A 24,052-nucleotide genomic window follows, 5' to 3' on the forward strand; every position below is an offset into this window, starting at 1 on the left:
AACGCCTGCCACTCAAGGAGAAGCACCATGCACAACAAAACGCTCAAAGATGCCTTTGACGAGTTGTTCCAGTACCAGGCCGAGCGTCCGGCCATCCGCAAAGCCGGCGTCGAGGCGCTGGTTCGCTTGCTGCCAGTCGCCCAGCGCGACACCGGGCAAAGCGGGGTCATCGGCCGCTTCCTGCTCGGTTTGTACAACGGCCCCGCACATCCATTTGACCTGACCGAGCTGCGCCGTCTCGACGCGGGACTGTTCGACGACTGCATTGCCGTCCTTCGACTGGATAACAGCCCCGAGCAAGAGGTTCACACCTACTTCCCAGACGGCGATGCGATCTGGCAGGACCTGCGTAGGGCCTGGGCATGAAGTGGGCAGTGAAACGCAACAGAGACGGGCAAGTGCAGCAGAACTGCTGGATCACCGACAACGGCTACACCGTGGCCGAGTGCCGGTTGCCTGAAGCGCGGTACCCCATCACTCGCCCAGGCGCCGACCTGCCTTTCGCTTATGCGAAAGACCGGGACGAAGTCATAGCGATCATCAAGCAAGACCAGGCCAGAACGGCCTAAAAGACGGTGTCGGGGAGCGGCAACTCCCCGACACCTACCACCAAAGGGAGAAGCACCATGCAAGTGAATCAAACCCAAGGTAGCGCCGCAGAGGCTACCACACCCCCGCTGAGTATCGGCGACACAGTCAGCTATGTGGCAATCAGTGGCGGCGGTCGCAGCTATCGCTTCAGTGCTCGCAAAGCTGTGATTGAAGAGATCAACGGTGACGTAGCCACGTTGCGTAGCGCCAATGGACGCACCACCACCCAGCCGCTGAGCAAATTGACACCGGACGGTCAACCCAACGCCCTGACAAGCATGCTCATGGGAGGGCGATGACTATGGCTACCAGCCCAGGGCGGACACGGCCAGCCATGGCAAGTCAACGCCTCGACCTCCCTAGCCGTTGTGATATCTGTGGCAAAGCGCGTTCCACCCGCAAGCACCAGGCCTGTAGCCGCATTCGCCAGAAACGCAAATCGCTGGAGTGGGCCGCTCTTATGGCCGAGCGGGAAGCGATCAGACAAAACAAAACGCGTCGATACGCACGCTGATAATCAAAAAGGCGGAACGGGGGAGCGGCAACTCCCCCACCGCTGACAAGGAGAAGCACCATGCAAGCACAAATGCCCCGTGGAGGCGATGCGAAGGTCCAGGCCAAGCTACGCAAGCTGATGGCTCTCGCAGAGCGTGGCGAAGGCGGCGAGAAGGAAAATGCACAACGCATGCTGGATAACTTATTAGCGCGTCACGGCTTAACCATCGACGACTTAAACGACGAGTGCCGAGAAATCCGCTGGTTTCCGATTTTGAATGTGTACGACCGTAAACTCGCGGCACAGATCATGTCCAAGGTCTGCGATACATGCACACCTGGCCTGTATACCAGCAAGAGCCGACCAAAGAAGGTCGGCGTGGAAGTTACACCGGCTGAGGCAATTGAGTTTGAGCTTCACTACGACGCCTTGCGAAACGCACTGGCCGCGCACTTCGACGAGGCCTTCTCCGCATTTATACAGGCCAACCGATTGTTCCCCACGACACCATCAGGCAATAGGGACATGGCGCTGAGTGAAAGCGATATGCGGGTCGTCGCTATGGCTTCAGCGATAAGACCAACACCTGTCCGCCCCCGCCTTGAACGGAAGGAGAACGTATGACAGTCCTCCTGCTTTTGTACTTATGCAGCGACGCAACTCGTACTGACTGCCAGGTTCTGCCGGCTCAAACCTGGCATGGGCCGAATGCCTATGAGCAATGCGTCGGCGCGTTGCCAAGGCTCACCCAGGCACTGAGCGCAGCGAATCGGAACAGGCACAGGTTCATTTGCGAGATTCAGCCGGACGAGGCACAACCTGCAGGACGTACCGCCCGGCCGACGCTCATTCATCAATCGTTTCGAATGTGAGGGACATCATGAACACAGCCTTTATCCTGATGGCCCAATACAACGGCCAAGCTATTATCTCGCTGGAGCAGGTTTGCCGGGACTACTTCACGCACCTGACGCCTGACATGTTTCAACGCAAGGTGATGAGCGGGCAGATCAAGATCCCCATCACCCGCCTGGAACGCAGCCAGAAGTCGGCCAAGGGGATCCACATCACCGACCTGGCTGCTTACCTCGATCTACAGCGCGCAGCCGCGGTTAAAGAGAACAGCCAGCTCAACGGGTTAAAACACGCCTTTTAAGCCACTTCATTGATGCGGCGCCCAGTTGTACGGGCGCCCTCAATATCTCTTCGTGCCATTCCCACCCTATGTAGCGGTCACCTTTACCGCGTAGGTGTGTGTAGCGCCTAAGCGAATTCCAGTCCCGATGCCCCGAAACGCTCGCCACCCGAGGGATATCCCAGTCCATTTCGAACAGCCGGCTTACACCTTCGTGACGGAGGTCATGGAAGTGCAGATCTTGGATATTCAGGAGCTTGCAGGCCTTCGCCCAGGACGTGGAGATTGATTCAGGGCTGTAGGGGAAAATATCTTCGCCGGCGCGGGGCATGGTCTGGAGGATCTTCCAAGCCTCGTCGGGCAGGTAGCACCACACATCGTTGCCGATCTTCTGGCCTGGGTTCTTCATGTCGCGTACCAGCACTCGCTGGCCGGGCTCGTCGAGGTCGTCCCAGCGAATCCGGGTGATTTCGTCGAGACGGCGCGTCGAGAACAGTGCAAAGCCCACAACTTTCATCATGTTGATGATGCTTCGGCGCCGGGCCTGCATGTCCTGATAATGCTTCATGAGCTTCCCCAGCTCATCCAGCGTGGGGCGACGGTCACGCTCGCGGCTCTTCAAGTTGTAGCCGAGCTTGCGAAGTACGCGCCGTGCGCCGCCCATCGCCATCGGGTCAAGCTGATAACCCCAAGCGTCCTTGCCGATGGAAAGCACGGCGCCGAGGTGCGCCAGGTCGTTGCCAGCGGTCTGCGCCTGGACGCCCCCACCTTCGGGGCTCATCCGCCATAGCGCGTAATCGACCAGGCATTGGGTATTGATCTGGGTATCGGCCAACTTGCCCAGGTACGTTTCGCCGACGGCCGTAAGGGTTGCGCGTTTGGTTTTGCCCAGCGGCCGGGCTTTCTCAACCTCGATCAGGTACTGGTCAATCATTTCTTTGAGCGTGGCGCTTTTGCGGTTCGCCCGCTCAATCGCACCAGGCTCATCCAGTTCGGACTCACGTTTGCGCGCCCAAGCTTGCGCCGCCTGTTTCCGGGCGAAGGTCTGGCTCTCTTGGTAGACTGTCACCTTGTCGCGGTTGATGCGGATCTGAGCTGTGTAGCTGATGGTGCCGTCGGCCTTTTTGCGTGATCTGATCGTTGCCATGAGAATTGGTACACGTTCTGATTCGGTTGGTACATTGTACCAACCGATTGGTAAAAACGCCCCAAAACCCCCGAAAATCGGTACGAAACACGTTGAATACAAACACTGCAAAAACAGGCTCAAAGCTAGAGAATACGCGACCTGAGCCTTCCCGCCGCTTCAGTGTGGCCCCCATGATGGACTGGACCGACGCCCACTGCCGCTTCTTCCTACGCACCCTCTCCAAGCACGCCCTGCTCTACACCGAAATGGTCACCACCGGCGCGCTGCTCAACGGTGACCACGAACGCTTCCTGCGCCATCACCCATCCGAACACCCCCTGGCCCTGCAACTGGGCGGCAGCGTCCCTGCCGACCTGGCCGCCTGCGCCCGTATGGCCCAGGAGCACGGCTACGACGAGGTAAACCTCAACGTCGGCTGCCCCAGCGACCGGGTGCAGAACAATATGATCGGCGCGTGCCTGATGGGGCATCCGGGGTTGGTGGCCGATTGTGTGAAGGCCATGCGTGATGCGGTGTCGATTCCGGTGACGGTCAAGCATCGCATCGGGATCAATGGGCGGGACAGTTACGAGCAGTTGTGTGAGTTCGTCGGGACGGTGCGCGAGGCCGGTTGCACGAGTTTTACCGTGCACGCGCGGATTGCGATTCTGGAGGGGCTGTCGCCGAAGGAGAACCGCGACATCCCGCCGCTGCGTTATGACGTGGCCGCGCGGTTGAAGGCGGATTTTCCGGAGTTGGAGATTGTGCTCAACGGTGGGATCAAGACGCTGGAGGCCTGCCATGAGCACCTGCAGACGTTCGACGGTGTGATGCTGGGACGTGAGGCTTATCACAACCCGTATCTGCTGGCCGAAGTGGATCAGCAGTTGTTTGGCAGCACCGCACCGATCATCACCCGGGCCGAGGCGCTGGCGCAGTTGCGGCCTTATATTGCCGATCACCTGGCCGCTGGCGGGGCGATGCATCACATCACTCGTCATGTGTTGGGGCTGGGCACCGGGTTTCCGGGGGCGCGGCGGTTTCGGCAGTTGTTGTCGGTAGACATTCACAAAACCAAGGATCCGTTGGCGTTGCTGGATCAGGCGGGGCAACTGCTGGAAGGGCGTTAACCGTCACTTGCTTTGAACCTGCACGCTGTTTTGGCATCGTATCTACCGATACCGCCCCGGCCTTTCAAACAGCCGTTTTCAGGTTGTTGCCGCTGGGGCCGTCGATACCTCTTCACGCCCTTGAGTGGCTGCCGGCCCTCGGGTAATGTCAACGGACCCATAGGACAGAGCACGCTCATGACTTCCAAGCTGGAACAACTCAAACAATTCACCACTGTCGTGGCCGATACCGGCGACTTCGAGGCCATCGCCCGCGTCAAACCCGTGGACGCCACCACCAACCCTTCCCTGCTGCTCAAGGCGTCAGCCATTCAGGGCTATGCCGAGCAACTGAACGCCTGTGTGGCGGACTGCAAGGGCGATGTGGGCCTGGCCAGCGATCGTTTTGCCGTAGCGGTCGGGCAAGAAATCCTGAAAGTGATCCCGGGGCGTATTTCCACTGAAGTGGACGCGCGCCTGTCGTTCGATACCGAGGCCATGTTGAAGCGTGCGCATCGTCTGATCGACCTGTACGAAAAGGCCGGTATTGGCCGGGATCGGGTGTTGATCAAGATTGCCTCCACCTGGGAAGGCATTCGTGCTGCCGAGCAGTTGGAGCGTGAAGGCATCCAGTGCAACCTGACGCTGCTGTTCTCCTTCGCCCAGGCTGCGGCCTGTGCCGATGCCGGGGTGTTCCTGATTTCGCCGTTCGTGGGCCGCATCTACGACTGGTACAAGAAAGCCAATGGCAACGACTACACCGGCGCGGATGATCCGGGCGTGCAGTCGGTGACCCGCATCTACAACTACTACAAGGCCAATGACTACAAGACCGTGGTCATGGGCGCGAGCTTCCGCAACCTCAACCAGATCGAGCAACTGGCCGGGTGCGACCGCTTGACCGTCAGCCCGGACCTGCTGGAAAAACTCGCCGCCGACGAAGGCAAGCTGGAGCGCAAGCTGGCGCCAGGGCAAGCCGGAGAAGCGCGCTTGATCCTCGACGAAGCGCAGTTCCGCTGGTTGTCCAACGAGGACGCCATGGCGACCGAGAAACTGGCCGAAGGCATTCGTCAGTTCGCCCGGGACCAGGAGAAACTGGAGGCGTTGCTGCAAGCCAAGCTTTGAGCTGATTCAGCCGGCATGCAAAAAGGGCGAACCTGGTTGGGTTCGCCCTTTTTTATGCGGCTTGCTTGGCTTAAGCGATGTGGCGGGTCGGCAAACGCCATCGCGAGCAAGCTCGCTCCCACAAGGGATGTCAGAACACCACAAAACCTGTGGGAGCGAGCTTGCTCGCGATAAAGCCGGTGCAGCCTACACGAAGCCCAGGGCTCAAGGCCGCTCCAGCGCATTCACCAGATCATGGAACGCTTCACGATTGGAATCGTTGAGCCCCATGAGGATCTTGTGGGCTTCAAGCACCTTGATCCGCACTTCCTCTTCGGACTGATCCTGGTCAGGCAGGTCGTCCAGGCATTCCGGACACGGCACAGGGTCGCCCACGATGTTGAACACCTGGTCGAAGCCCATCGATTGCAGCAGACGGGTGATGTCATTGTGGGTGGTGACGACGGTCGGCAGCAGGCCGACCTTTTGCCGCGACAGGATCGACAGCTTGGCCAACAGGCCCAATGTGGTGCTGTCGATGCTGCGGGTTTCGGTCAGGTCGATCACGATGGCGCTGAAGTTCAGCGCGGTGAAGATCCGCTCAATAGTCGCATCCAGCGCCGAACACAGGGTCAGGCGCACTTCACCGACAAACTTCAGGACGAAGGTGCCGTCCTGCTCGGCGAACTGGATTCTACCGGTACTCATCAAAGGTTCCTGCTCAACACTAACAGGGCGATATCATCCGGCATCTCCCCGAGCGTGGCTAATCCAAACACTTGACGCAAGCCTTCCAGGCTGCCGCCCGCTGCGCTTACCCGTTCAGGCAAGGCCGCTTCTTTCTCTTTGAGTGTAGGTTCTGTCAAAAGGTCCAAAATGCCATCAGACATCAGCGTCAGGCTGAATGTCGGTGGCAATTCCAGTACGTGGTCTTCGTAGGTGGCCTCGTTGAACAGGCCCACCGGCAAACCACGCCCCTCCAGGTAACGAACACTGTCTGGCGTATACAACACAGGCAACGGCAGGTGACCGCCGATGCTATAGGTCAACAAACCAGTCTCCTCGTCGATGACTCCACCGACCATTGTGACGTGTTTGCCCAGCTTACAACTGATCAGGCCTCGGTTGATATGCCCAAGGACTTCCGACGGCTTGAACTCTGGCAGCGTGCCATTGCGCTTGGATTCGAACAGCAGCCGCGTGGTCATGAATTTCAACAGCACCGTCACGAAGGCCGAGGACGCGCCATGGCCGGAAACATCCGCCAGGTAGAACGCCACTCGCCGCTCATCGACGCGGAAATAGTCCACGAAATCGCCCGACAGGTACAACGACGGGATGATCTGGTGGGCAAAACGGAAATCGTCGACGGTCCAGGGGCTGACCGGCAGCATGTTCATCTGCACCTGGCGCCCGGCGTTCTGGTCTTCCTGCAACAGGTTCAGGCTGGCTTCCAGCTCGCGGTTGGCGGTTTCCAGCTTCTCGCGGTAGCGCTGGTTTTCCACCAACAGCCGCGAACGGTCCAAGGCCCGGCGTACCGAGTGCTCGAGCACCGCGAGGTCTTCAAGGGGCTTGATCAGGTAATCCGCCGCGCCCAGGCGCAATGCCTCGACTGCGTCGTTCATCACGCCCGCGCCCGACACCACGATCACCGGGGTCTGCGAGGAAAGCTCGGTCACCTGGCGAATGAGTTCGAGTCCGCCCATCTGCGGCATGCGCAGGTCGCAGATGACCAGGTCGGGCTTGTCTTGCTCGAATACCTGAAGACCCTGTTGGCCATTGCTGGCCTGCAGGACGCTGAAACCACTGTCTTCCAAGTAGGCTGCGAGACTGGCTCGCACCACTTCGTCATCATCGATTATCAGCAGCGTGGCACTGGTTTTTGGCATGTGGGCAAACGGCGCCAGAATTAGGTTGGCGTAGCGGGCTGGGCGGTCTGGCCTGGCACGCACTACTGGATTCGCTTTCTAGCCTCTCTGTCGTACCGGCTTCAGGCCTTTGCCCTACACGCCCTTACATCAGAGGTGCCCTTCTAAGGCGCAGACGGTACTCCCATCCGCGGGGCGTTTCAAGCTCATGCAGATAGCCGCTTGCCGTCTTTATTTGTCAAAGCACAGAGAGTTATAAGAACCGAGCGAAGCGTAACTCAATGGAAGGATCAAACCCGCTCAAACACGACGCCAAACCACAGAAGGCGGCCTTTTGGGCCGCCTTCTGTGGTTTTACAAATCGAAATCAAAAATCGTCTTCGACCTGACCGTCCTTGACTTTGAATTCGCGGTTCTGCAGGTAGGCATTGCGGATGAAGACGTATTTGTCGCCGCTCACCATCTTCTCGGCCGACAACAGGCTGGCGCGGGTATCGACGATGTTCAGGCCGTGAATGGAGTTACGCACCGAGACGTTATCGATATAACGATAAGGAGCGGTGTAGTCATCGACCAGTTTGGCCGGTGCGTCACGCAGGGTGCTTGGCCCCAGCAGCGGCAGCATCACATACGGACCACTGCCCAGGCCCCAGTAGCCAAGGGTCTGGCCGAAATCTTCATCGCTGCGCTGCAGGCCCATCTGGGTGCCCACGTCAAAGAAGCCCAGCAGGCCGAAGGTGGTGTTGAAGATCAACCGGGCGGTGTCGACCCCGGCGGCGGCCGGCTTGGCCTGCAGCACGTTGTTGGCCAGGTTGCCGACGTCGCCGATGTTACGAAACATGTTGTGGATGCCGTCTTCGAGGAACTGCGGCGTCACGTATTGATAACCCTGGGCCAGTGGCTTGAGCGCATAGGTATCGACGGTGTCGTTGAAGGTGAAGATTGGACGGTTGATGCTTTCCCAAGGATCTTCTTCCGTCGCGGCCTGAGTGGCGAACGGAACCAGCAGGACACAAGCGGAAAGACTCAGCTGAGCTAGACGATGGCTCCAGCGCATAGGGAAAAACTCCTTGGATTATTCAGGCAAGGGCGCCGAGCCCAGGCGGTAAGCTGGCTAGTATAAGACGGAACGCGTGGATAGGCAGCACCGAAAAACACCCAGGCCGTAGGACTTTTCCGCAACTGGCAGCCTTCATCTCACTGTCACCGGACTGTCATCGGAGCCCATTAGGCTGCTGGTTATTTCAAGGACGTTCCCATGCCCCGCGCCGAAGCCCTGCCCCTCCCCGTCCCCAGCCTGACCGCCGTACTGTTTGGCCTCAGCGGATGCCTGGTGGATTTCGGGGCGCGCATTCGTCAGCCAGGGGCAGCACCAGCGGATCACGCCCAGCCGACACCCGGAGCCCTGGAAAGCCTGCAACGCTTGCAACATCTGAATATCCCCTGCGCCTGGCTCGACGAATTGCCTCCCGCCATCAGCCATAGCCTGGCGGCTTCATTGCCCACGTCCATCAAAGCGCCGCAACTTCCCGCAACAAATTATCCATGGCCAGCACCGCATGCCTGCTGGCAAGCGCTGATGGCGCTGAACGTCCAGCAGTTGGACGGCTGCGTGCTGGTCAGCGGCGAACCGCGGTTGTTGCAGTCAGGGCTCAATGCAGGTTTATGGACGATCGGACTGGCATCCTGCGGCTCTTTGTGTGGCCTGGCGCCCGCCGAGTGGCAGGCATTGAGCCAACAGGCGCGGGAAAACAAACGCGCCAAGGCCACCGTGCAATTGTTCGGCCTCGGGGTGCATTCAGTGATCGATCACTTGGGCGAGCTCGACACTTGCCTGGCCGATATCTGCCTGCGCCGCATTAAAGGCGAGAAGCCCTGACCGGGATCATGCAGGGCGCGTCAGTGTGGATTACTCTTAAGGCAGGCCATGGACTTTTGACGCAGCGTCGCGGTCCATGGCTGTGCCTATCAATAAAGGGAGTACGCCAATGCCTGCCCGCGAATTGCAAGACCAGCTCAACACACTGCGCGAGCAATTGGACCAGAATCCACCCCTGTCCGAAGCCGAACGCGCCGACCTGCAGGCGCTGATGGAACAGATCGAATTCGAGCTTGAACTGGAAACCCAAACACAGGACACCAACCTCGCTGACAATGTGAACCTGGCTGTCGAACGCTTCGAGCTGGAGCACCCCACGCTGGCCGGGACCTTGCGCAACATCGTGCAAGCCTTGGGCAACATGGGGATCTGAACCCTTCGCATGCAAAAAGCCCTGCTATCTAGCAGGGCTTTTTAGTTTCACGTGCCTGCAATGCATCCCCTGTGGGAGCGAGCTTGCTCGCGATAGCGGTGTATCAGCCAACCTCAATCTTGGATGTGCTGCCCTCATCGCGAGCAAGCTCGCTCCCACAAGAGCTCACCTCCACAAGAAAAGTTTACTGACGGACCAGGCGGTGGTTCGGCAGTTGGACATCTTCGGTACTGCGATACGGGTTGATGTCCAGCCCACCACGCCTTACATACCGCGCATACACCGTCAATTTCTCCGGTTTGAGCAAGCGCTGCAGGTCGAGAAAGATTCGTTCCACGCATTGCTCATGGAAATCGGAATGCTGGCGGAAGCTGACGAGGTAGGCCAGCAGGCTGGCCGGGTCCAGGGCAGCGCCGCGATATTCCACCGCCACGCTGCCCCAGTCTGGCTGGCTGGTCACCGGGCAGTTGGATTTGAGCAGGTGGCTGTGCAGGCTTTGCTCGACGATGCGTGAAGCATCGCAGCGCAGCAGCTCCGGGCGCGGGTGTGCGTAGGAGTCGACGCTGATGTCCAGATCGTCGATGCAGGTACCGGGCAGCGCCACGATGCCTTCACGCTCCACGTCCTTGAGGCTGCGGATTCGCACACCCACCGCCTTGCCGGCCGCAGCCGACAGGTCCTGGCGCAGGGTGGCTTCCAGGCTCGCGGTGTCGGCGAACGGAGTCTGGTTCAAGGAGTTGAGGTACAGCTTGAAGGATTTGGACTCGATGATATTCGGCGAATCCGCCGGAATCGCGAATTCACCGATGGCCACCACCGGCTTGCCGGACGGCAACAGCCACGACAGCTCGAAACAGTTCCAGAAATCCACGCCCTTGTACGGCAGGGTCTCGGCCGTCAGGCCCAGTTCCGCCCATTTCGCGGTGCGCGGGATCGGGAACAGCAGTGACGGCGTGTACGTGGCGATGTATTCGCTGGATTTGCCCAGCGGCGAATGTTCGGCTGCGGGATGCATGACGGAAACCTGACTGAAGAATCAGCGGATTCTATCAGCCTTTGCCGCAGCCTTTGAGTGCTTACTGACTGACTGTCAGGTCGCCCTTCATCCCGGCCTGGTAGTGACCGGGAATATTGCAGGCAAACTCCAAGCGCGTGGCCTTGCTGAAGGTCCAGGTCAGCTCGGCGGTCTTGCCCGGCTCCACCAACACGCTGTTGGGGTCATCGTGGCGCATGCTCGCCTGGTCGTGGCCCATGGCGGCATGATCCATCCCCGGCTTCATCGCGGTTGGCATCAACTGGCCGCTCTGCTGCATCTTGAACATTTCCTGTTGATGGTCGGCGTGCATGGCCGCGTTGCCCAGGTTGAACTCGTGGAGCAACTGGCCCTTATTGATCAGCACGAACCGAACCGTCTCGCCGGCCTTGATATCAAGGGCTCCGGGATCGAACGTCATATCGCCCATCACCACGTCAATGCTGCGACTGGCCTTGGCCGCCGGCGCGGGCTGGCCAAAATCGAAATGACCGGGCGATGCCCACAGCGGCGCACTGAGGGCCAGTGCACAAGCAGCCAGGATCAAGCGGTTTCCCATCAACATGTCCATACTCCAATCGGATTCAGCGTGTGGGAAACTCTATCGCTGCAGCCCTGCCAGTCGGCTGACAGCTCGATTACAACTTTGTCAGGTTGCGCCACCAGCCCGCCTGCCACGGTATAACGCCCTTGTCCCAACCCAGCCTTGAGCCGCCCATGAAACTGCTGATCGTCGAAGACCAAACCAAAACCGGCCAATACCTGCGCCAAGGCCTGGGCGAAGCCGGGTTCAACGCCGACCTGGTGGCCGACGGCATCACCGGTCAGCAACTGGCCTTGAGCGGTGAATACGCCTTGCTGATCCTCGACGTGATGTTGCCCGGCCGCGATGGCTGGCAGATCCTGCAAGCCGTCCGCGGGGCTGGCCTGGATACCCCGGTGCTGTTCCTCACCGCGCGGGACGCGGTACAGGAACGGGTGCATGGGCTGGAGCTGGGCGCCGATGATTACCTGGTCAAGCCCTTTGCTTTTTCCGAGTTGCTGGCGCGGGTGCGCAGCCTGTTGCGCCGAGGCGGTTCGACGCAACAGGAAACCAGCCTGCAACTGGCCGACTTGCGCCTGGACCTGATCCGCCGTCGCGTCGAACGCAGCGGTCGGCGCATCGACCTCACCGCCAAGGAGTTCGCCTTGCTGGAAATGCTCCTGCGCCGCCAGGGTGAAGTGCTGCCCAAATCGCTGATCGCGTCCCAGGTCTGGGACATGAACTTCGACAGCGACACCAACGTCATCGAGGTCGCCATCCGGCGCCTGCGCATCAAGATCGACGATGAGTTCCCCAATAAGCTCATCCACACCGTGCGGGGCATGGGGTATGTGCTTGAAGAGCGCAGCCTGTGAGGGGCCGGTGGTCGCTGAGCAGCCGCCTGGCGCTGCTGTTCGCCGCCTGCACGGCAGTTGTGTCGTTGTTTGCCGGCGTGCTGTTCAGCCGTGGCAGCGAGGCACACTTCATCGAGTTGGACCAGCAACTGCTCGAAGGCAAGCTGATCGGCCTGCGCCGCGCCCTGCAAGACCTCAACGCCGAGCAGACCCAGCGCCGACTGGAAGATGAGCTGAGCCGTCAGGCCGACCTGGCGCTGCGCATCAAGGGCAGCGATGGCGTGCGCTGGTACGACAGCTCGATCCGGATTCCGGCTCAGTTGCCGGAGCGGCCCGGCCTGTCGACCCTCAGCGATGCCGACAACGATTACCGGGTGTTGAATGCACCGCTGTATCCCGACCGAGCCGATTCACCGCAACTGACCCTGTTGCTGGACATCACCCACCACCAGCACTTCCTGCAACGCATGCAAAGGCTGATCTGGCTGACCGTCGGCCTTTCGGCCCTGGCCACCGCCCTGCTCGGTGCCTGGGCCGCCCGGCGGGCCCTGCGGCCGTTGCGACGCATGGGCGCCATCGCCGGCAACGTCTCGGCCCGTTCCCTCAACGCCCGCCTGCCCGAAGAGCAAATGCCCGCCGAACTGGCGGAATTGGCCCACAGCATCAACGCCATGCTCGGACGCCTCGACGATGCGTTTCAGCGGCTCTCGGCGTTCTCTGCCGACATCGCCCATGAGTTGCGCACGCCGCTGTCGAACCTGCTGACCCACACCCAGGTCACCCTCACCCGCGAACGCTCCCTGGAGGATTACCGCGAGGCGTTGCACAGCAATCTCGAAGAACTGCAATGGATGGCGCAACTGGTCAACGACATGCTGTACCTGGCCAAGGCCGACCATGGCCTGCTGGCGCTCAATCGCGAACCGCTGCAGTTGGGCGAGGAAGTGGACGTGCTGCTGGACTTCTTCGCGCCGCTGGCCGAAGACACCAACGTCCGCCTGAGCCGCGAGGGCGATGGCCGCATAGAGGGTGACCGCAACATGTTGCGCCGGGCGCTCTCCAACCTGCTGGACAACGCCCTGCGCTTCACCCCCGCTGACGGCGAAGTGCGGGTGCACATTGTCGATGCGACTCAAGGAGTGAGCGTTAGTGTGGAGAACAGTGGCGAAGGAATTGCAGCGGACTTGCTGCCGCGCCTGTTCGACCGCTTCTACCGCGCCGACCCGGCTCGCCAGGAAGGCAGCAGCGAACATGCGGGGCTTGGACTGGCCATCACCCGCTCGATCATCCGCGCCCATGGCGGGCAGATCCGTTGTGAATCGGCCGATGGCTGGACGCGGTTCCTGATCGAATTGCCGAAGGGGGATTAAGCCCGACACAACCCCTGTGGCGAGGGAGCTTGCTCCCGCTGGAGCGCGAAGCGCTCCAAAAAAAAGCCACAAGCCTGGCAAGCATCCAGACCTACGGGGTATCAGGAATACCGCAACGCCTGCGCCGGTTCGATCTTCGCCGCGCGCCATGCCGGGTAGACGGTGGCGAGGAAGCTCAGGATGAACCCGGCCGAGCAGATCAGCACGACGTCGCCACGCTGCAGCTCCGACGGCAGGTTGCTGACGAAATACACATCGGAACTGAAGATGTGCTGGCCGCTGACCCGTTCCAGCCAGCCCACCAGCGCACTGACGTTCAACGCCGCGATCACCCCCAGCACGCCACCGATGAGCGTGCCGACGACACCAATCACCGTGCCCTGGACCATGAAGATCGCCATGATCTGCCGCGGCGTGGCGCCGATGGTACGCAGGATCGCGATGTCCGCGCCCTTGTCGTTCACCACCATGATCAGCGTGGCGATGATGTTGAACGCCGCCACCGCGACAATCATCAGCAACAGCAAGCCAATCATGGTTTTTTCCATTTTCATGGCGCTGAACAGGCTGCCCTGGGTATGAGTCCAGTCGTCAGCCTTGTAATCCGCGCCAAGGCCAGTGGCGATTTCACCGGAGACCTTCGGCGCTGCGTACAAGTCTTTCACCGCCAGGCGCACGCTTTGCACCTGGTTCGGCTGCCAATGCTGCATCTGCGCGGCGTCGGCCAGGTGAATCAGGGCCATGGAACCGTCCAGCTCGGCGCCGACCTTGAACACACCCACGACGTTCAAGCGCTGCATCCGCGGCGTGATGCCCCCCGGCGCGGTGCTGACTTCCGGCACGATCAACGTCAGTTTGTCACCGACATTCAAACGGAAACGCCGGGCCGTGATCTCGCCGATGACCACACCGTATTCGCCCGGCTTCAAGGCATCGAGACGCCCCTGGACGATATGCTGGGCAACGATGGACACCTTGCCTTCCTGGGCCGGATCGATGCCGCTGATCTGGATCGGCTGCATCGAACCTTTATGGCTCAGCATGCCTTCCATCTCGGTAAACGGCACGGCGGCGGTGACTTCGGGGTTCTTCAGCGCCGCGGCGGCCACCGGCTGCCAGTCGTCGATCGGGTTCACACCGACGATCGTGGCGTGGGGCACCATGCCGAGGATGCGCGAGCTCATCTCGCGCTGGAAGCCGTTCATCACCGACAACACCACGATCATTGCCAGCACACCCAGGGCGAGGCCGATCATCGAGGTCATGGAGATGAACGAAACAAAGCGATTGCGGCGCTTGGCGCGGGTATAGCGCGTGCCGATAAAGATCGATAACGGTCTGAACATTCGCGGGGCACCGTATGAAAATAAAAGACCCGGCACTGTTTCCAAGTGTCGGGTTTCGGTCGGTCAGATGGGCGTCAGGCAACCTTCCTGCAAGTGCAGGACGCGGTCCATCTGCCGGGCCAGGTTCATGTCGTGGGTCACCACCAGGAACGCCGTGCGCATCGAGGTGCTGAGCTCCAGCATCAAGTCCTGGATGCCTTGGGCGGTGTGGGAGTCGAGGTTGCCGGTCGGCTCATCGAGCATTACCAGACCAGGCTTGTTGACCAGGGCCCGGGCAATCGCCACGCGCTGACGCTCGCCACCGGACAGTTCGGCCGGCTTGTGTTCCAGGCGATGCCCCAGCCCTACCCGCTCCAGCAACGCCGTGGCGCGCTGACGGGCCTCGGGAATCGCCGTGCGGCCGATCAACAGCGGCATGCAGACGTTTTCCAGCGCGGTGAACTCGGGCAGCAGATGGTGGAACTGGTAGACGAAACCCAGGGAACGGTTGCGCAGCAGGCCACGGGCCTTCTCGTTCAGCGCCGACAGTTCTTCGCCGGCCAGCCAGACGCTGCCGGCGGTTGGCGTATCCAGGCCGCCCAGCAGGTTGAGCAAGGTACTTTTGCCGGACCCGGAGGTACCGACAATCGCCACGCGCTCGCCCGGGTGCAGTTCCAGTTGCAGGCCCGACAACACCACCACCGACTCCGGGCCTTCCTCGTAGGATTTGCCCAGGTTGCGGCAGCTCAAGATTGCTTTTTCACTCATGCCCGACTCACTCATAACGTAACGCCTCCGCAGGCTGGGTGCGCGCGGCACGCCAGGCAGGATACAGGGTGGCGAGGAAACTCAGGACCAACGCGGCGCCGCAGACCATCAACACGTCATCGGACTGCAACTGCGATGGCAGGTAGTCGATGAAGTACACGTCGGCGTTGAGAAACTTGTGCCCGATCAGGCCCTCGAGGGCGGCGATCGCGGCGCTGACATTCAGTGCGGCGAACATCCCGACCAGGGCCCCCACGAACGTACCGATCACGCCAATGACCGTGCCCTGGACCATGAAGATCCGCATGATCTGCCCTGGCGTGGCACCGAGGGTGCGCAAGATCGCGATGTCGCCCTTCTTGTCGTTCACCACCATCACCAGCGTGGAGATGATGTTGAACGCCGCCACGGCGACAATCAGCAACAGCAGCAGGCCGATCATGGCTTTTTCCATGCGGATCGCCTGGTACAGGTTGCCGTGGGTGCGGGTCCAGTCCCGGGCGTAGTAGCGGTCTTCGCCAAGCTGCTGGGCGATGGTCCAGGCCACACGCGGAGCCTGGAACAGGTCATCGAACTTCAACCGCAGGCCCTGGACCTGATCCGGTTTCCAGCGATGCAGGCGGGCCAGGTCCTGGAGGTTGGTGACCCCCAGGTAACCGTCCAGCTCGCCGGCGCCGACATGGAAGATGCCGACCACGGTAAAGCGTTTCATGCGCGGGAACATGCCGCCCGGGGTCACGGTGACCTCCGGGGCGACGAAGGTCAGCTTGTCGCCGATGGCAACGCCGAGCTTGGCCGCGGCCTTGTCGCCGATGACGATGCCGAAGCTGCCGGGCGCCAGGTCGTCGAGTTTGCCCTGCTGCATGAAGTTATCGATGATCGACACCTGCCGCTCGAGTCCGGGGTCGATGCCATTGAGCAACACCTTGGACACTTTGCCGTCGTTGGTCAGCAACCCCTGCATCTGGATGAATGGCGCCACGGCCAGCACCTGCGGGTTCTGCTTGACCTTGGCGGCCAGGCTCGGCCAGTCGCCGATGGCTTCGCCGGTTTCGAGGGTCGCGTGGGGCACCATGCCCAGCACGCGGGTGCGCATCTCATGGTCGAAGCCGTTCATCACCGAGAGCACGACGATCATCACGACCACGCCAAGGGCCAGTCCGATGATGGACGTCAGGGAAATGAACGATACGAAATGATTGCGACGCTTTGCACGGGTATAACGCGTGCCGATAAATACGAAGAGAGGTCTGAACATGTCGGGGCTTGTTCGGAGGGAAAAGGAACGTCCTTGTGGCGGGGGTCACAAACCAGCTTTACACTCAGACCACCGCCGCTACCATGGGTTCGCCATGTCGACATTAGATGAAGAAGATCGCCGCGAATACTACCGTATCGAGGACACGATCGCACTGGAAATTCGGCCCCTCTCCATTCCTGAAGCTGCTGGCCAGGAAGTGTTGCAGGATGCTTCTCCACTGTTCAACCTGCTCAGTGAACTGCACCTGAGCGAATTCGAGTCACAGCACCTGCTGCGCCAGATCAGCGAGCGCGAACGCAGCGTCGCGGCGTACCTCAAGGCGATGAACAAACGCATCGACCTGCTCAGCCAGGTCATTGCCCTGACGGTGCTCGGCGAAATCGGCGAGCCACAGCCGGTGATCATTTCCGAAGGCGGCGTCGACTTCCAATACCCCACCCCAATCGCCGTCGGCGCCCACTTGTCGATCAAGCTGGTACTGATGCCCCAGGCCCTCGGCTTGCTGCTGCGGGCGCGGGTCACCCACTGCGACCCCAAGGGCGACGGCTACGACGTGGGCACCGAGTTCGAACGCCCCACCGACGCCCAGCGCCAGTTGCTGGCCCGCTACATCCTGCAGAAACAGGCGCAAGAACGGCGCCTGGCCCGGGAACTGAACGAATCAGGTATCAATAAGGAAGAACCGTGACCCTCATTTATGGCCACCGCGGCGCCAAGGGCGAAGCGCCGGAAAACACCCTGACCGGTTTTCAGGAGTGCCTCAAGCACGGCGTACGCCGTTGCGAGCTGGACCTGCATCTTTCGATGGACGGCGAGTTGATGGTCATCCACGACCCGACCCTCAAGCGCACCACGGACCGCCGCGGCAAGGTGGTGGAACATTCCGCCGCCGAACTGGTGACCTACGATGCGCGCAAGGGTGGCCCGGGCTGGATCAAGCCGTGCCCGATCCCACGCCTGGAGGAGCTGTTCGAGACGTGTGATTTCGAGCACTGGCAACTGGAGGTCAAGAGTGCTTCGCGCACCCGCGCTGCGGCCACGGTGCTGGGCATCCGCGAAATGGCCCAGCGGTTCGGGTTGCTGGACAGGATCACCATCACGTCCAGTTCCCGGGAAGTGCTCAAGGCAGCCCTGGACTTGACCCCGGACATCTCCCGCGGACTGGTGGCCGAATACGCCTGGCTCGACCCGTTGAAGGTCGCCCAGAGCTACGGCTGCGAGATTCTGGCGCTGAACTGGACCCTGTGCACGCCGGAACGCCTGATCAAAGCGCAGCGCCAGGGGCTGCATGTGTCGGTGTGGACCGTCAACGAGCCCGCGCTGATGCGCAGGCTCGCCGACTTTGGCGCTGACAGCCTGATTACAGACTTTCCCGGTTTGGCCACTGCCACCCTCGGGAAGGGCTGAAATCGGTCTCCCCGGCCGGCTCAGGCCACCGGCCGGAGCCGCTCAAAAAAGCCGGTTGAGCCCGTCATAGGCCGCTACCCGATAGGCTTCGGCCATGGTCGGGTAGTTGAACGTGGTGTTGACGAAGTACTTCAGCGTGTTCAGCTCGCCCGGCTGGTTCATGATCGCCTGGCCGATGTGCACGATCTCCGACGCCTGGTAGCCGAAGCAGTGCACGCCCAGCACTTCCAGGGTCTCGCGGTGGAACAGGATCTTCAGCATGCCTTGCGGCTCGCCGGCGATCTGCGCGCGCGCCATGCTCTTGAAGAACGCCTTGCCCACCTCGTACGGCACCTTGGCCTGGGTCAGCTCCTGCTCGTTCTTGCCGATCGAGCTGATCTCCGGAATGGTGTAGATGCCGGTCGGCACGTCGTTGACGAAACGCCAGCTGCCGTTGTCGACAATGCTGCCGGCGGCCGAACGGCCCTGGTCGTGGGCGGCACTGGCCAGGCTCGGCCAACCGATCACGTCACCGGCACCATAGATGTTCGGCACGCAGGTGCGGTAGTTCTCGTCGACTTCGATCTGGCCGCGGCTGTTGACCTTCACGCCGATGTTTTCCAGGCCCAGGGTGTCGGTGTTACCGGTACGGCCGTTGCACCAGAGCAAGGCGTCGGCCTTGATCTTCTTGCCGGACTTGAGGTGCAGGATCACGCCATTATCGACGCCTTCGACCCGGTCATAGTCTTCGTTGTGGCGCACGGTGATGTTGTTGTTGCTGAAGTGATAGCTCAGGGCCTGGGAGATTTCCGAGTCCAGGAAGCTCAGCAACTGGCCGCGGTTATCCACCAGCTCCACCAGCACACCCAGGCCGCTGAAAATCGAGGCGTATTCGCAACCGATCACGCCAGCACCGTAGACGATGAGCTTACGCGGGGTGTGACCCAGGCTCAGGATGGTGTCGCTATCGTAGATCCGCGCATGGTTGAAATCGATGTCGGCCGGGCGATAGGGGCGCGAACCGGTGGCGATGATGATGTGCTTGGCCACCAGCTTCTCGACCACGCCATTGCCGCAGACCACTTCGACCGTCTGCTCGTCGGCAAAGCTGCCCGTGCCGAAGAACACGTCCACGCGGTTGCGGGCGTAGTAGCCGGTGCGCGAGGCCACTTGCTTGGAGATCACCTTCTCGGCGCTCTTGAGCACGTCCGGGAAGGAGAACCAGCGCGGCTCGCCGATGGCCCGGAACATCGGGTTGGTGTTGAACTGCATGATCTGCCGGACCGAGTGACGCAAGGCCTTGGACGGGATGGTACCCAAGTGGGTGCAGTTGCCGCCGACCTGCCGACGGCTGTCGACCATCGCCACCTTGCGCCCTGCCTTGGCCGCGTTCATTGCCGCGCCTTCCCCCGCCGGGCCGGAACCCAGTACCACCACGTCGTAGTTGTAGACAGCCATGCGTACTCCTCAGAACAGGCCGCGACGCCTCACTAGGCATCGGCGGCTAAATCATGCCGGCCTGCGGCATGAAGGAACAATTTGGGGCCGGTTCACGAGCCCGGCCACAGTCTATAGAAGCGTCAACGCCGCGCACATTACCCCTTGGTCGCGTCGTAGGCTAGTTTTGCCTGCGCTATTTCGCCACAGGTGACCTTTCAGGGCGCTGTCATCATTGAGGTTTTCCGCCCGTCATCCGTTCAAATGCTTCATTGGTGCGAACGACGAAACGGTCATTGTCCCGCAATACGAAAAATACCCCGACGCCCTGTTTCTGGGCATAGTCCCAACCCCGTTCAGGGCCGAGAATCAGCAACAGCGTCGATAGTCCATCGGCCATCAGCGCCGAAGGATGAATCACCGTGACTGACGCCAGGTTATGTAGGACCGGCGCACCAGTACGTGCATCAAAGGTGTGGGAATAACGCTGACCGCCCTGTTCGAAATAATGACGGTAGTCACCCGAGGTGGAAACGCCGTAGCCGTTGACCTCGATGACACGCTCCGCCACTTGCCGGTCATCCCGGGGCTCCTCCAGGGCGATGCGCCAGGCCGAACCATCGGGTTTGCGCCCGACCGCCTTGAGTTCCCCAGTGGCTTCAGCGAGGTAACTGTCGATGCCCAGGGCCTGGAGCCTGGCGGCGATGCGGTCGACGGCATAACCGGCGGCGATACTGTTGAAGTCGACTTCAACCGCGGCATCCTTGCACAACCGGTCGCCCTCAATACGCAAATGACCATGACCGACGCGCTGGCGCACCAAGGCCAAGGCTTCTGCAGTCGGCACTTTCTCTTCCCGGGACTGGGGCCCGAAGCCCCACAGGTTCAACAGCGGCTCCACGGTCAGATCAAAGGCCCCATCGCTTTGAACCGACAACTGCTCGCCCACGCGGATCAACTCCAGGACCGGCCCAGGCATGACCTGACAACTGTTGGCCGGCAATGCGTTGAAGCGCTCAACGTCTGAATCGCTGCGATAAGTCGAGAATTGCCGATCCACTTCGGCAAGGATGCTTTCCACCTCGACCTGCACCGTTTTCGGCGCGGGCCCGGCGGAATGCCTGACGTACTGAATGGAATAATGACTGCCCATGGTCGGGCCGTCGAAACGTTCCAGGGTGTCGCCGCCGCCACAACCGGACAACACGCCGGCCAGCACCACAAGCTTTCCCCACCGTCCAGTTAACAAATCTTCATCTCCCCTCAAAACCGCGCCGGCCATTATGAGCTTCAGCGCGTGCATGCGCGAACCTGTAGGCGCACACCTGTGGGAGCAAAGCTTGCTCGCGATGAACGATAACGCAGCCTTGCAGCTGGACCGTGTCGCATGCATCGCGAGCAAGCTTTGCTCCCACAGGCTGCCCCCACAGCGTACAAGCACCCTCATACAAGATTTGCCAGAGTGAGTACCTACCCATGTCTTCCACCACGAGCAACGGCAAGGCGATTTTTCGCGTTGTCAGCGGCAACTTCCTGGAGATGTTCGACTTCATGGTCTACGGCTTCTACGCCACAGCCATCGCCAAGACGTTCTTCCCCGCCGACAGTGCGTTCGTCTCGCTGATGCTGTCCCTGGCCACGTTCGGTGCCGGGTTCCTGATGCGTCCCCTGGGGGCGATTTTTCTCGGTGCCTACATCGACCGCCATGGCCGTCGCAAAGGCTTGATCATCACCCTGGCGCTGATGGCCATGGGCACCATACTGATCGCCTGCGTGCCAGGCTACGCCGTCCTCGGCGTGGTGGCCCCCTTGCTGGTGCTGCTGGGCCGATTGCTGCAAGGCTTCTCCGCGGGCGTGGAGCTGGGTGGTGTGTCGGTCTACCTGGCGGAAATCTCCACGCCGGGACGCAAGGGTTTCTTTGTCAGTTGGCAATCCGCCAGCCAACAGGCGGCGGTGGTGTTTGCCGGCCTGCTGGGGGTTGGCCTCAATCACTGGCTGAGCCCCCAGGAGATGGGTGACTGGGGCTGGCGCGTACCGTTCCTGGTGGGCTGCATGATTGTCCCGGCCATCTTCATGATTCGTCGTTCGCTGGAAGAAACACCTGAATTCCAAGCAAGAAAACACCGCCCCAGCCTGTCGGAAATTGTCCGCTCCATCGGTCAGAACTTCGGCATTGTCTTGGCAGGTATGGCGCTGGTGGTGATGACTACCGTGTCGTTCTACCTGATCACCGCCTATACACCGACCTTCGGCAAGGCCGAGTTGAACCTGTCGGACCTGGATGCGCTGCTGGTCACGGTGTGCATCGGCTTGTCGAATTTCTTCTGGCTGCCTGTGATGGGGGCGTTTTCCGACAAGATCGGACGCAAACCCCTACTGCTCGGTGCGACGATCCTGGCGATCCTGACGGCCTATCCGGCGCTGTCCTGGCTGGTAGCCAACCCCAGCTTCAGCCATTTGCTGATCGTCGAGCTGTGGTTGTCGTTCCTGTACGGATCCTACAACGGTGCCATGGTGGTGGCCTTGACGGAAATCATGCCGGTCGAGGTACGCACCACCGGTTTCTCCCTGGCCTACAGCCTGGCGACGGCAACGTTCGGCGGATTTACGCCGGCGGCCTGTACCTACCTGATCCATGTGCTCGACAACAAGGCTGCACCGGGGATATGGCTCAGTGGGGCGGCGGTGCTGGGGCTGATTGCGACCCTGGTGTTGTTCAAGGGCAATCGGCATGAACTGCGGACCGCACAAGCTTCGATGGTGAGCGGCGCCTGATAGATCGCCATCGTCGGATCGCCGCCCGGAGCAAGCTCGCTCCCACAGGATGTACACGATCAAACTGTGGGAGCGAGCTTGCTCGCGATGAGGCCAGCCCAGACACCACAAAACCCGGACAAAAAAAACGCCCCGACAAGTCGGGGCGTTTTCACAAGCGGCTAAGGCTTAGCGCGGGAACGCTGGCGGGTTTACCCCGGCCATGTCTTCCATCACGCGAACCACCTGGCAGCTGTAACCGAACTCGTTGTCGTACCAGACGTACAGGACAACGCGGTTATCTTGGCTGATGGTGGCCTCGGCATCCACGACACCGGCGTGGCGCGAACCCACGAAGTCGGTGGACACCACTTCCTGGGAATTGACGAAGTCGATCTGCTTATGCAGATCGGAGTGCAGCGCCATGTAGCGCAGGTACTCGTTCATCTCTTCACGGGTGGCGGCTTTCTCGAGGTTCAGGTTGAGAATCGCCATCGACACGTTCGGCGTCGGCACGCGGATCGCGTTGCCGGTCAGCTTGCCGGCCAGTTCAGGCAGGGCCTTGGCGGCGGCGGTGGCTGCACCGGTCTCGGTGATGACCATGTTCAGCGCGGCGCTGCGGCCACGGCGATCGCCCTTGTGGAAGTTGTCGATCAGGTTCTGGTCGTTGGTGTACGAGTGAACCGTTTCGACGTGACCGTTGACGATGCCGAACTTGTCGTTCACTGCCTTGAGCACCGGCACGATGGCGTTGGTGGTGCAAGAGGCGGCGGAGACGATCTTGTCATCAGCGGTGATGTCACCGTGGTTGATGCCGTGAACGATGTTCTTCAGCTTGCCCTTGCCTGGCGCGGTCAGGACAACGCGGTCGACACCCGGGCAGGCCAGGTGCTGGCCCAGGCCTTCGGCGTCACGCCATACACCGGTGTTGTCCACCAGCAGCGCATCCTTGATACCGTACTGGGTGTAGTCCACCTCGGTCGGGTTCTTCGCGTAGATCACCTGGATCAGGTTGCCGTTGGCAGTGATGGTGTTGTTTTCTTCGTCGATGGTGATGGTGCCGTTGAAGGAACCATGGACCGAGTCACGGCGCAGCAGGCTGGCACGCTTGGTCAGGTCGTTCTCGGCGCCCTTGCGCACCACGATGGCCCGCAGGCGCAGGCCGTCGCCACCACCGGTTTTTTCAATCAGGATGCGCGCCAGCAGACGGCCGATACGACCGAAGCCGTACAGGACCACGTCAGTGCCTTTGCGAGCCGAAACGTTCTGCTGGCCAACCACATCAGCCATCTCTTCACGCACGAACTGCTCGGCGCTACGGCCATTGCCTTCGTTGCGGAATTTGAACGCCAACTTGCCCAGGTCCACCGACGCCGCGCCGAGCTTGAGCTCGCTCATGGCCTTGAGCAGAGGGAATGTTTCGTGGACGGAGAGTTCGCTGTCGTCGGAAGAACGGTGGCGAGCAAAGCGGTGGGCTTTGAGGATCGCGATGACAGACTGGTTGATCAGGCTGCGGCCATAGATCGAGCTCACCACGTTGTTATTGCGGTAGAGCTGACCGATGAGAGGGATCATCGCTTCGGCGAGCGCTTCACGATCAATCCATTCACCAAGACACTGGTCGGGCTTCTGAGTCACGGTAACCTTCCACATGTAG

At 60.9% G+C, this 24,052-nt stretch carries 26 protein-coding genes; 14 read left to right on the forward strand and 12 right to left on the reverse strand.

All coding sequences use genetic code 11. From position 1 onward, the window contains the following. Window positions 1-27 precede the first annotated feature (27 nt). The 5 genes from AO356_RS02135 to AO356_RS02160 all read left to right on the forward strand — a co-directional run bounded on the left by AO356_RS02135 (window position 28) and on the right by AO356_RS02160 (window position 2,243). On the forward strand, window positions 28-366 hold the full coding sequence (locus AO356_RS02135; protein WP_060738381.1) for a DUF7673 family protein: 339 nt from the start codon (window positions 28-30) through the stop codon (window positions 364-366). 8 nt (window positions 367-374) lie between these two features. Continuing rightward, on the forward strand, window positions 375-569 hold the full coding sequence (locus tag AO356_RS02140) for a hypothetical protein (RefSeq protein WP_237140798.1): 195 nt from the start codon (window positions 375-377) through the stop codon (window positions 567-569). A 57-nt stretch (window positions 570-626) separates the two neighbouring features. Beyond that, complete coding sequence (locus AO356_RS02145) at window positions 627-890, forward strand: hypothetical protein (RefSeq protein ID WP_060738383.1); 264 nt, start codon at window positions 627-629, stop codon at window positions 888-890. A gap of 275 nt (window positions 891-1,165) precedes the next feature. After that, window positions 1,166-1,711, forward strand: coding sequence for a DUF2786 domain-containing protein (locus tag AO356_RS02150; RefSeq protein WP_060738384.1), 546 nt, complete (start codon window positions 1,166-1,168; stop codon window positions 1,709-1,711). Between the two features lie 256 nt (window positions 1,712-1,967). Next, window positions 1,968-2,243, forward strand: coding sequence for a pyocin activator PrtN family protein (locus AO356_RS02160; protein ID WP_060738386.1), 276 nt, complete (start codon window positions 1,968-1,970; stop codon window positions 2,241-2,243). Here the strand turns inward: AO356_RS02160 and AO356_RS02165 are convergent. Next, window positions 2,218-3,369: a site-specific integrase gene (locus AO356_RS02165; RefSeq protein ID WP_060738387.1), complete on the reverse strand. Its 1,152-nt coding sequence runs from the start codon at window positions 3,367-3,369 to the stop codon at window positions 2,218-2,220. The two genes, AO356_RS02160 and AO356_RS02165, sit on opposite strands and share 26 nt — an antisense overlap. Before the next feature lie 173 nt (window positions 3,370-3,542). On the opposite strand from AO356_RS02165, the gene dusA reads away from it, so the two are divergent. Together dusA and tal are read left to right on the forward strand one after the other, a co-directional pair. Further along, on the forward strand, window positions 3,543-4,481 hold the full coding sequence (dusA, locus tag AO356_RS02170; protein WP_237140799.1) for a tRNA dihydrouridine(20/20a) synthase DusA: 939 nt from the start codon (window positions 3,543-3,545) through the stop codon (window positions 4,479-4,481). 177 nt (window positions 4,482-4,658) lie between these two features. Beyond that, window positions 4,659-5,585: a transaldolase gene (gene tal, locus AO356_RS02175; protein WP_060738388.1), complete on the forward strand. Its 927-nt coding sequence runs from the start codon at window positions 4,659-4,661 to the stop codon at window positions 5,583-5,585. Between the two features lie 204 nt (window positions 5,586-5,789). On the opposite strand, the gene rssC is transcribed toward tal, so the two are convergent. From rssC to AO356_RS02190, 3 genes are all read right to left on the reverse strand, one after another. Beyond that, window positions 5,790-6,272: an anti-sigma factor antagonist RssC gene (gene rssC / locus AO356_RS02180; protein ID WP_025212773.1), complete on the reverse strand. Its 483-nt coding sequence runs from the start codon at window positions 6,270-6,272 to the stop codon at window positions 5,790-5,792. Beyond that, window positions 6,272-7,453 carry a two-component system response regulator RssB gene (rssB, locus tag AO356_RS02185; protein WP_060738389.1) on the reverse strand — a complete coding sequence of 394 codons (1,182 nt, stop codon included), beginning with the start codon at window positions 7,451-7,453 and terminating at the stop codon, window positions 6,272-6,274. The genes rssC and rssB overlap by 1 nt, the downstream gene beginning before the upstream one ends. A gap of 346 nt (window positions 7,454-7,799) precedes the next feature. Further along, window positions 7,800-8,489, reverse strand: coding sequence for a VacJ family lipoprotein (locus AO356_RS02190; RefSeq protein ID WP_060738390.1), 690 nt, complete (start codon window positions 8,487-8,489; stop codon window positions 7,800-7,802). Between the two features lie 201 nt (window positions 8,490-8,690). Here AO356_RS02190 and AO356_RS02195 point away from each other — a divergent pair, with 201 nt between their 5' ends. Both AO356_RS02195 and AO356_RS02200 read left to right on the forward strand, forming a co-directional pair. After that, window positions 8,691-9,311: a hypothetical protein gene (locus tag AO356_RS02195; RefSeq protein WP_060738391.1), complete on the forward strand. Its 621-nt coding sequence runs from the start codon at window positions 8,691-8,693 to the stop codon at window positions 9,309-9,311. 109 nt (window positions 9,312-9,420) lie between these two features. Next, entirely contained in the window at window positions 9,421-9,684 is a 264-nt protein-coding gene (locus AO356_RS02200) for a DUF4404 family protein (protein ID WP_060738392.1), read from the forward strand. Window positions 9,685-9,868: 184 nt separating this feature from the next. Here AO356_RS02200 and queF read toward each other — a convergent pair whose 3' ends face one another. Both queF and AO356_RS02210 read right to left on the reverse strand, forming a co-directional pair. Beyond that, window positions 9,869-10,699, reverse strand: coding sequence for an NADPH-dependent 7-cyano-7-deazaguanine reductase QueF (gene queF / locus AO356_RS02205; RefSeq protein WP_060738393.1), 831 nt, complete (start codon window positions 10,697-10,699; stop codon window positions 9,869-9,871). A 61-nt stretch (window positions 10,700-10,760) separates the two neighbouring features. Next, window positions 10,761-11,282 (reverse strand): cupredoxin domain-containing protein, encoded by a 522-nt coding sequence (locus AO356_RS02210; protein WP_060738394.1) that lies wholly within the window; start codon window positions 11,280-11,282, stop codon window positions 10,761-10,763. Window positions 11,283-11,434: 152 nt separating this feature from the next. Between AO356_RS02210 and AO356_RS02215 the strand changes: the two genes are divergently transcribed. Further along, the gene (locus tag AO356_RS02215) at window positions 11,435-12,115 is read left to right on the forward strand and encodes a heavy metal response regulator transcription factor (protein ID WP_060738395.1); all 681 of its coding nucleotides are present in this window, start codon (window positions 11,435-11,437) and stop codon (window positions 12,113-12,115) included. Beyond that, the gene (locus AO356_RS02220) at window positions 12,112-13,464 is read left to right on the forward strand and encodes a heavy metal sensor histidine kinase (RefSeq protein WP_060738396.1); all 1,353 of its coding nucleotides are present in this window, start codon (window positions 12,112-12,114) and stop codon (window positions 13,462-13,464) included. The genes AO356_RS02215 and AO356_RS02220 overlap by 4 nt, the downstream gene beginning before the upstream one ends. 101 nt (window positions 13,465-13,565) lie before the next feature. Here AO356_RS02220 and AO356_RS02225 read toward each other — a convergent pair whose 3' ends face one another. The 3 genes from AO356_RS02225 to AO356_RS02235 all read right to left on the reverse strand — a co-directional run bounded on the left by AO356_RS02225 (window position 13,566) and on the right by AO356_RS02235 (window position 16,815). Then, complete coding sequence (locus AO356_RS02225) at window positions 13,566-14,810, reverse strand: lipoprotein-releasing ABC transporter permease subunit (RefSeq protein ID WP_060738397.1); 1,245 nt, start codon at window positions 14,808-14,810, stop codon at window positions 13,566-13,568. A 63-nt stretch (window positions 14,811-14,873) separates the two neighbouring features. Next, window positions 14,874-15,557 (reverse strand): lipoprotein-releasing ABC transporter ATP-binding protein LolD, encoded by a 684-nt coding sequence (gene lolD / locus AO356_RS02230; RefSeq protein WP_162843734.1) that lies wholly within the window; start codon window positions 15,555-15,557, stop codon window positions 14,874-14,876. Between the two features lie 7 nt (window positions 15,558-15,564). After that, the gene (locus AO356_RS02235) at window positions 15,565-16,815 is read right to left on the reverse strand and encodes a lipoprotein-releasing ABC transporter permease subunit (protein ID WP_060738398.1); all 1,251 of its coding nucleotides are present in this window, start codon (window positions 16,813-16,815) and stop codon (window positions 15,565-15,567) included. Window positions 16,816-16,909: 94 nt separating this feature from the next. On the opposite strand from AO356_RS02235, the gene AO356_RS02240 reads away from it, so the two are divergent. Together AO356_RS02240 and AO356_RS02245 are read left to right on the forward strand one after the other, a co-directional pair. Further along, window positions 16,910-17,506, forward strand: coding sequence for a PilZ domain-containing protein (locus AO356_RS02240; RefSeq protein ID WP_060738399.1), 597 nt, complete (start codon window positions 16,910-16,912; stop codon window positions 17,504-17,506). Then, complete coding sequence (locus AO356_RS02245) at window positions 17,503-18,225, forward strand: glycerophosphodiester phosphodiesterase (protein ID WP_060738400.1); 723 nt, start codon at window positions 17,503-17,505, stop codon at window positions 18,223-18,225. Before AO356_RS02240 ends, AO356_RS02245 begins: the two co-directional genes overlap by 4 nt. A 42-nt stretch (window positions 18,226-18,267) precedes the next feature. Here the strand turns inward: AO356_RS02245 and sthA are convergent, their stop codons facing one another. Both sthA and AO356_RS02255 read right to left on the reverse strand, forming a co-directional pair. Further along, the gene (gene sthA / locus AO356_RS02250) at window positions 18,268-19,662 is read right to left on the reverse strand and encodes a Si-specific NAD(P)(+) transhydrogenase (RefSeq protein ID WP_003183399.1); all 1,395 of its coding nucleotides are present in this window, start codon (window positions 19,660-19,662) and stop codon (window positions 18,268-18,270) included. A 211-nt stretch (window positions 19,663-19,873) separates the two neighbouring features. Next, complete coding sequence (locus AO356_RS02255) at window positions 19,874-20,923, reverse strand: FAD:protein FMN transferase (RefSeq protein ID WP_219739293.1); 1,050 nt, start codon at window positions 20,921-20,923, stop codon at window positions 19,874-19,876. A gap of 194 nt (window positions 20,924-21,117) precedes the next feature. On the opposite strand from AO356_RS02255, the gene AO356_RS02260 reads away from it, so the two are divergent. Beyond that, window positions 21,118-22,416, forward strand: coding sequence for an MFS transporter (locus AO356_RS02260; RefSeq protein WP_060738402.1), 1,299 nt, complete (start codon window positions 21,118-21,120; stop codon window positions 22,414-22,416). Window positions 22,417-22,584: 168 nt separating this feature from the next. On the opposite strand, the gene AO356_RS02265 is transcribed toward AO356_RS02260, so the two are convergent. Beyond that, entirely contained in the window at window positions 22,585-24,048 is a 1,464-nt protein-coding gene (locus AO356_RS02265; protein ID WP_060738403.1) for a glyceraldehyde-3-phosphate dehydrogenase, read from the reverse strand. Between the last annotated feature and the right edge of the window lie 4 nt (window positions 24,049-24,052).

This window comes from Pseudomonas fluorescens (assembly GCF_001307275.1).
GTDB lineage: Bacteria > Pseudomonadota > Gammaproteobacteria > Pseudomonadales > Pseudomonadaceae > Aquipseudomonas > Aquipseudomonas fluorescens_AA.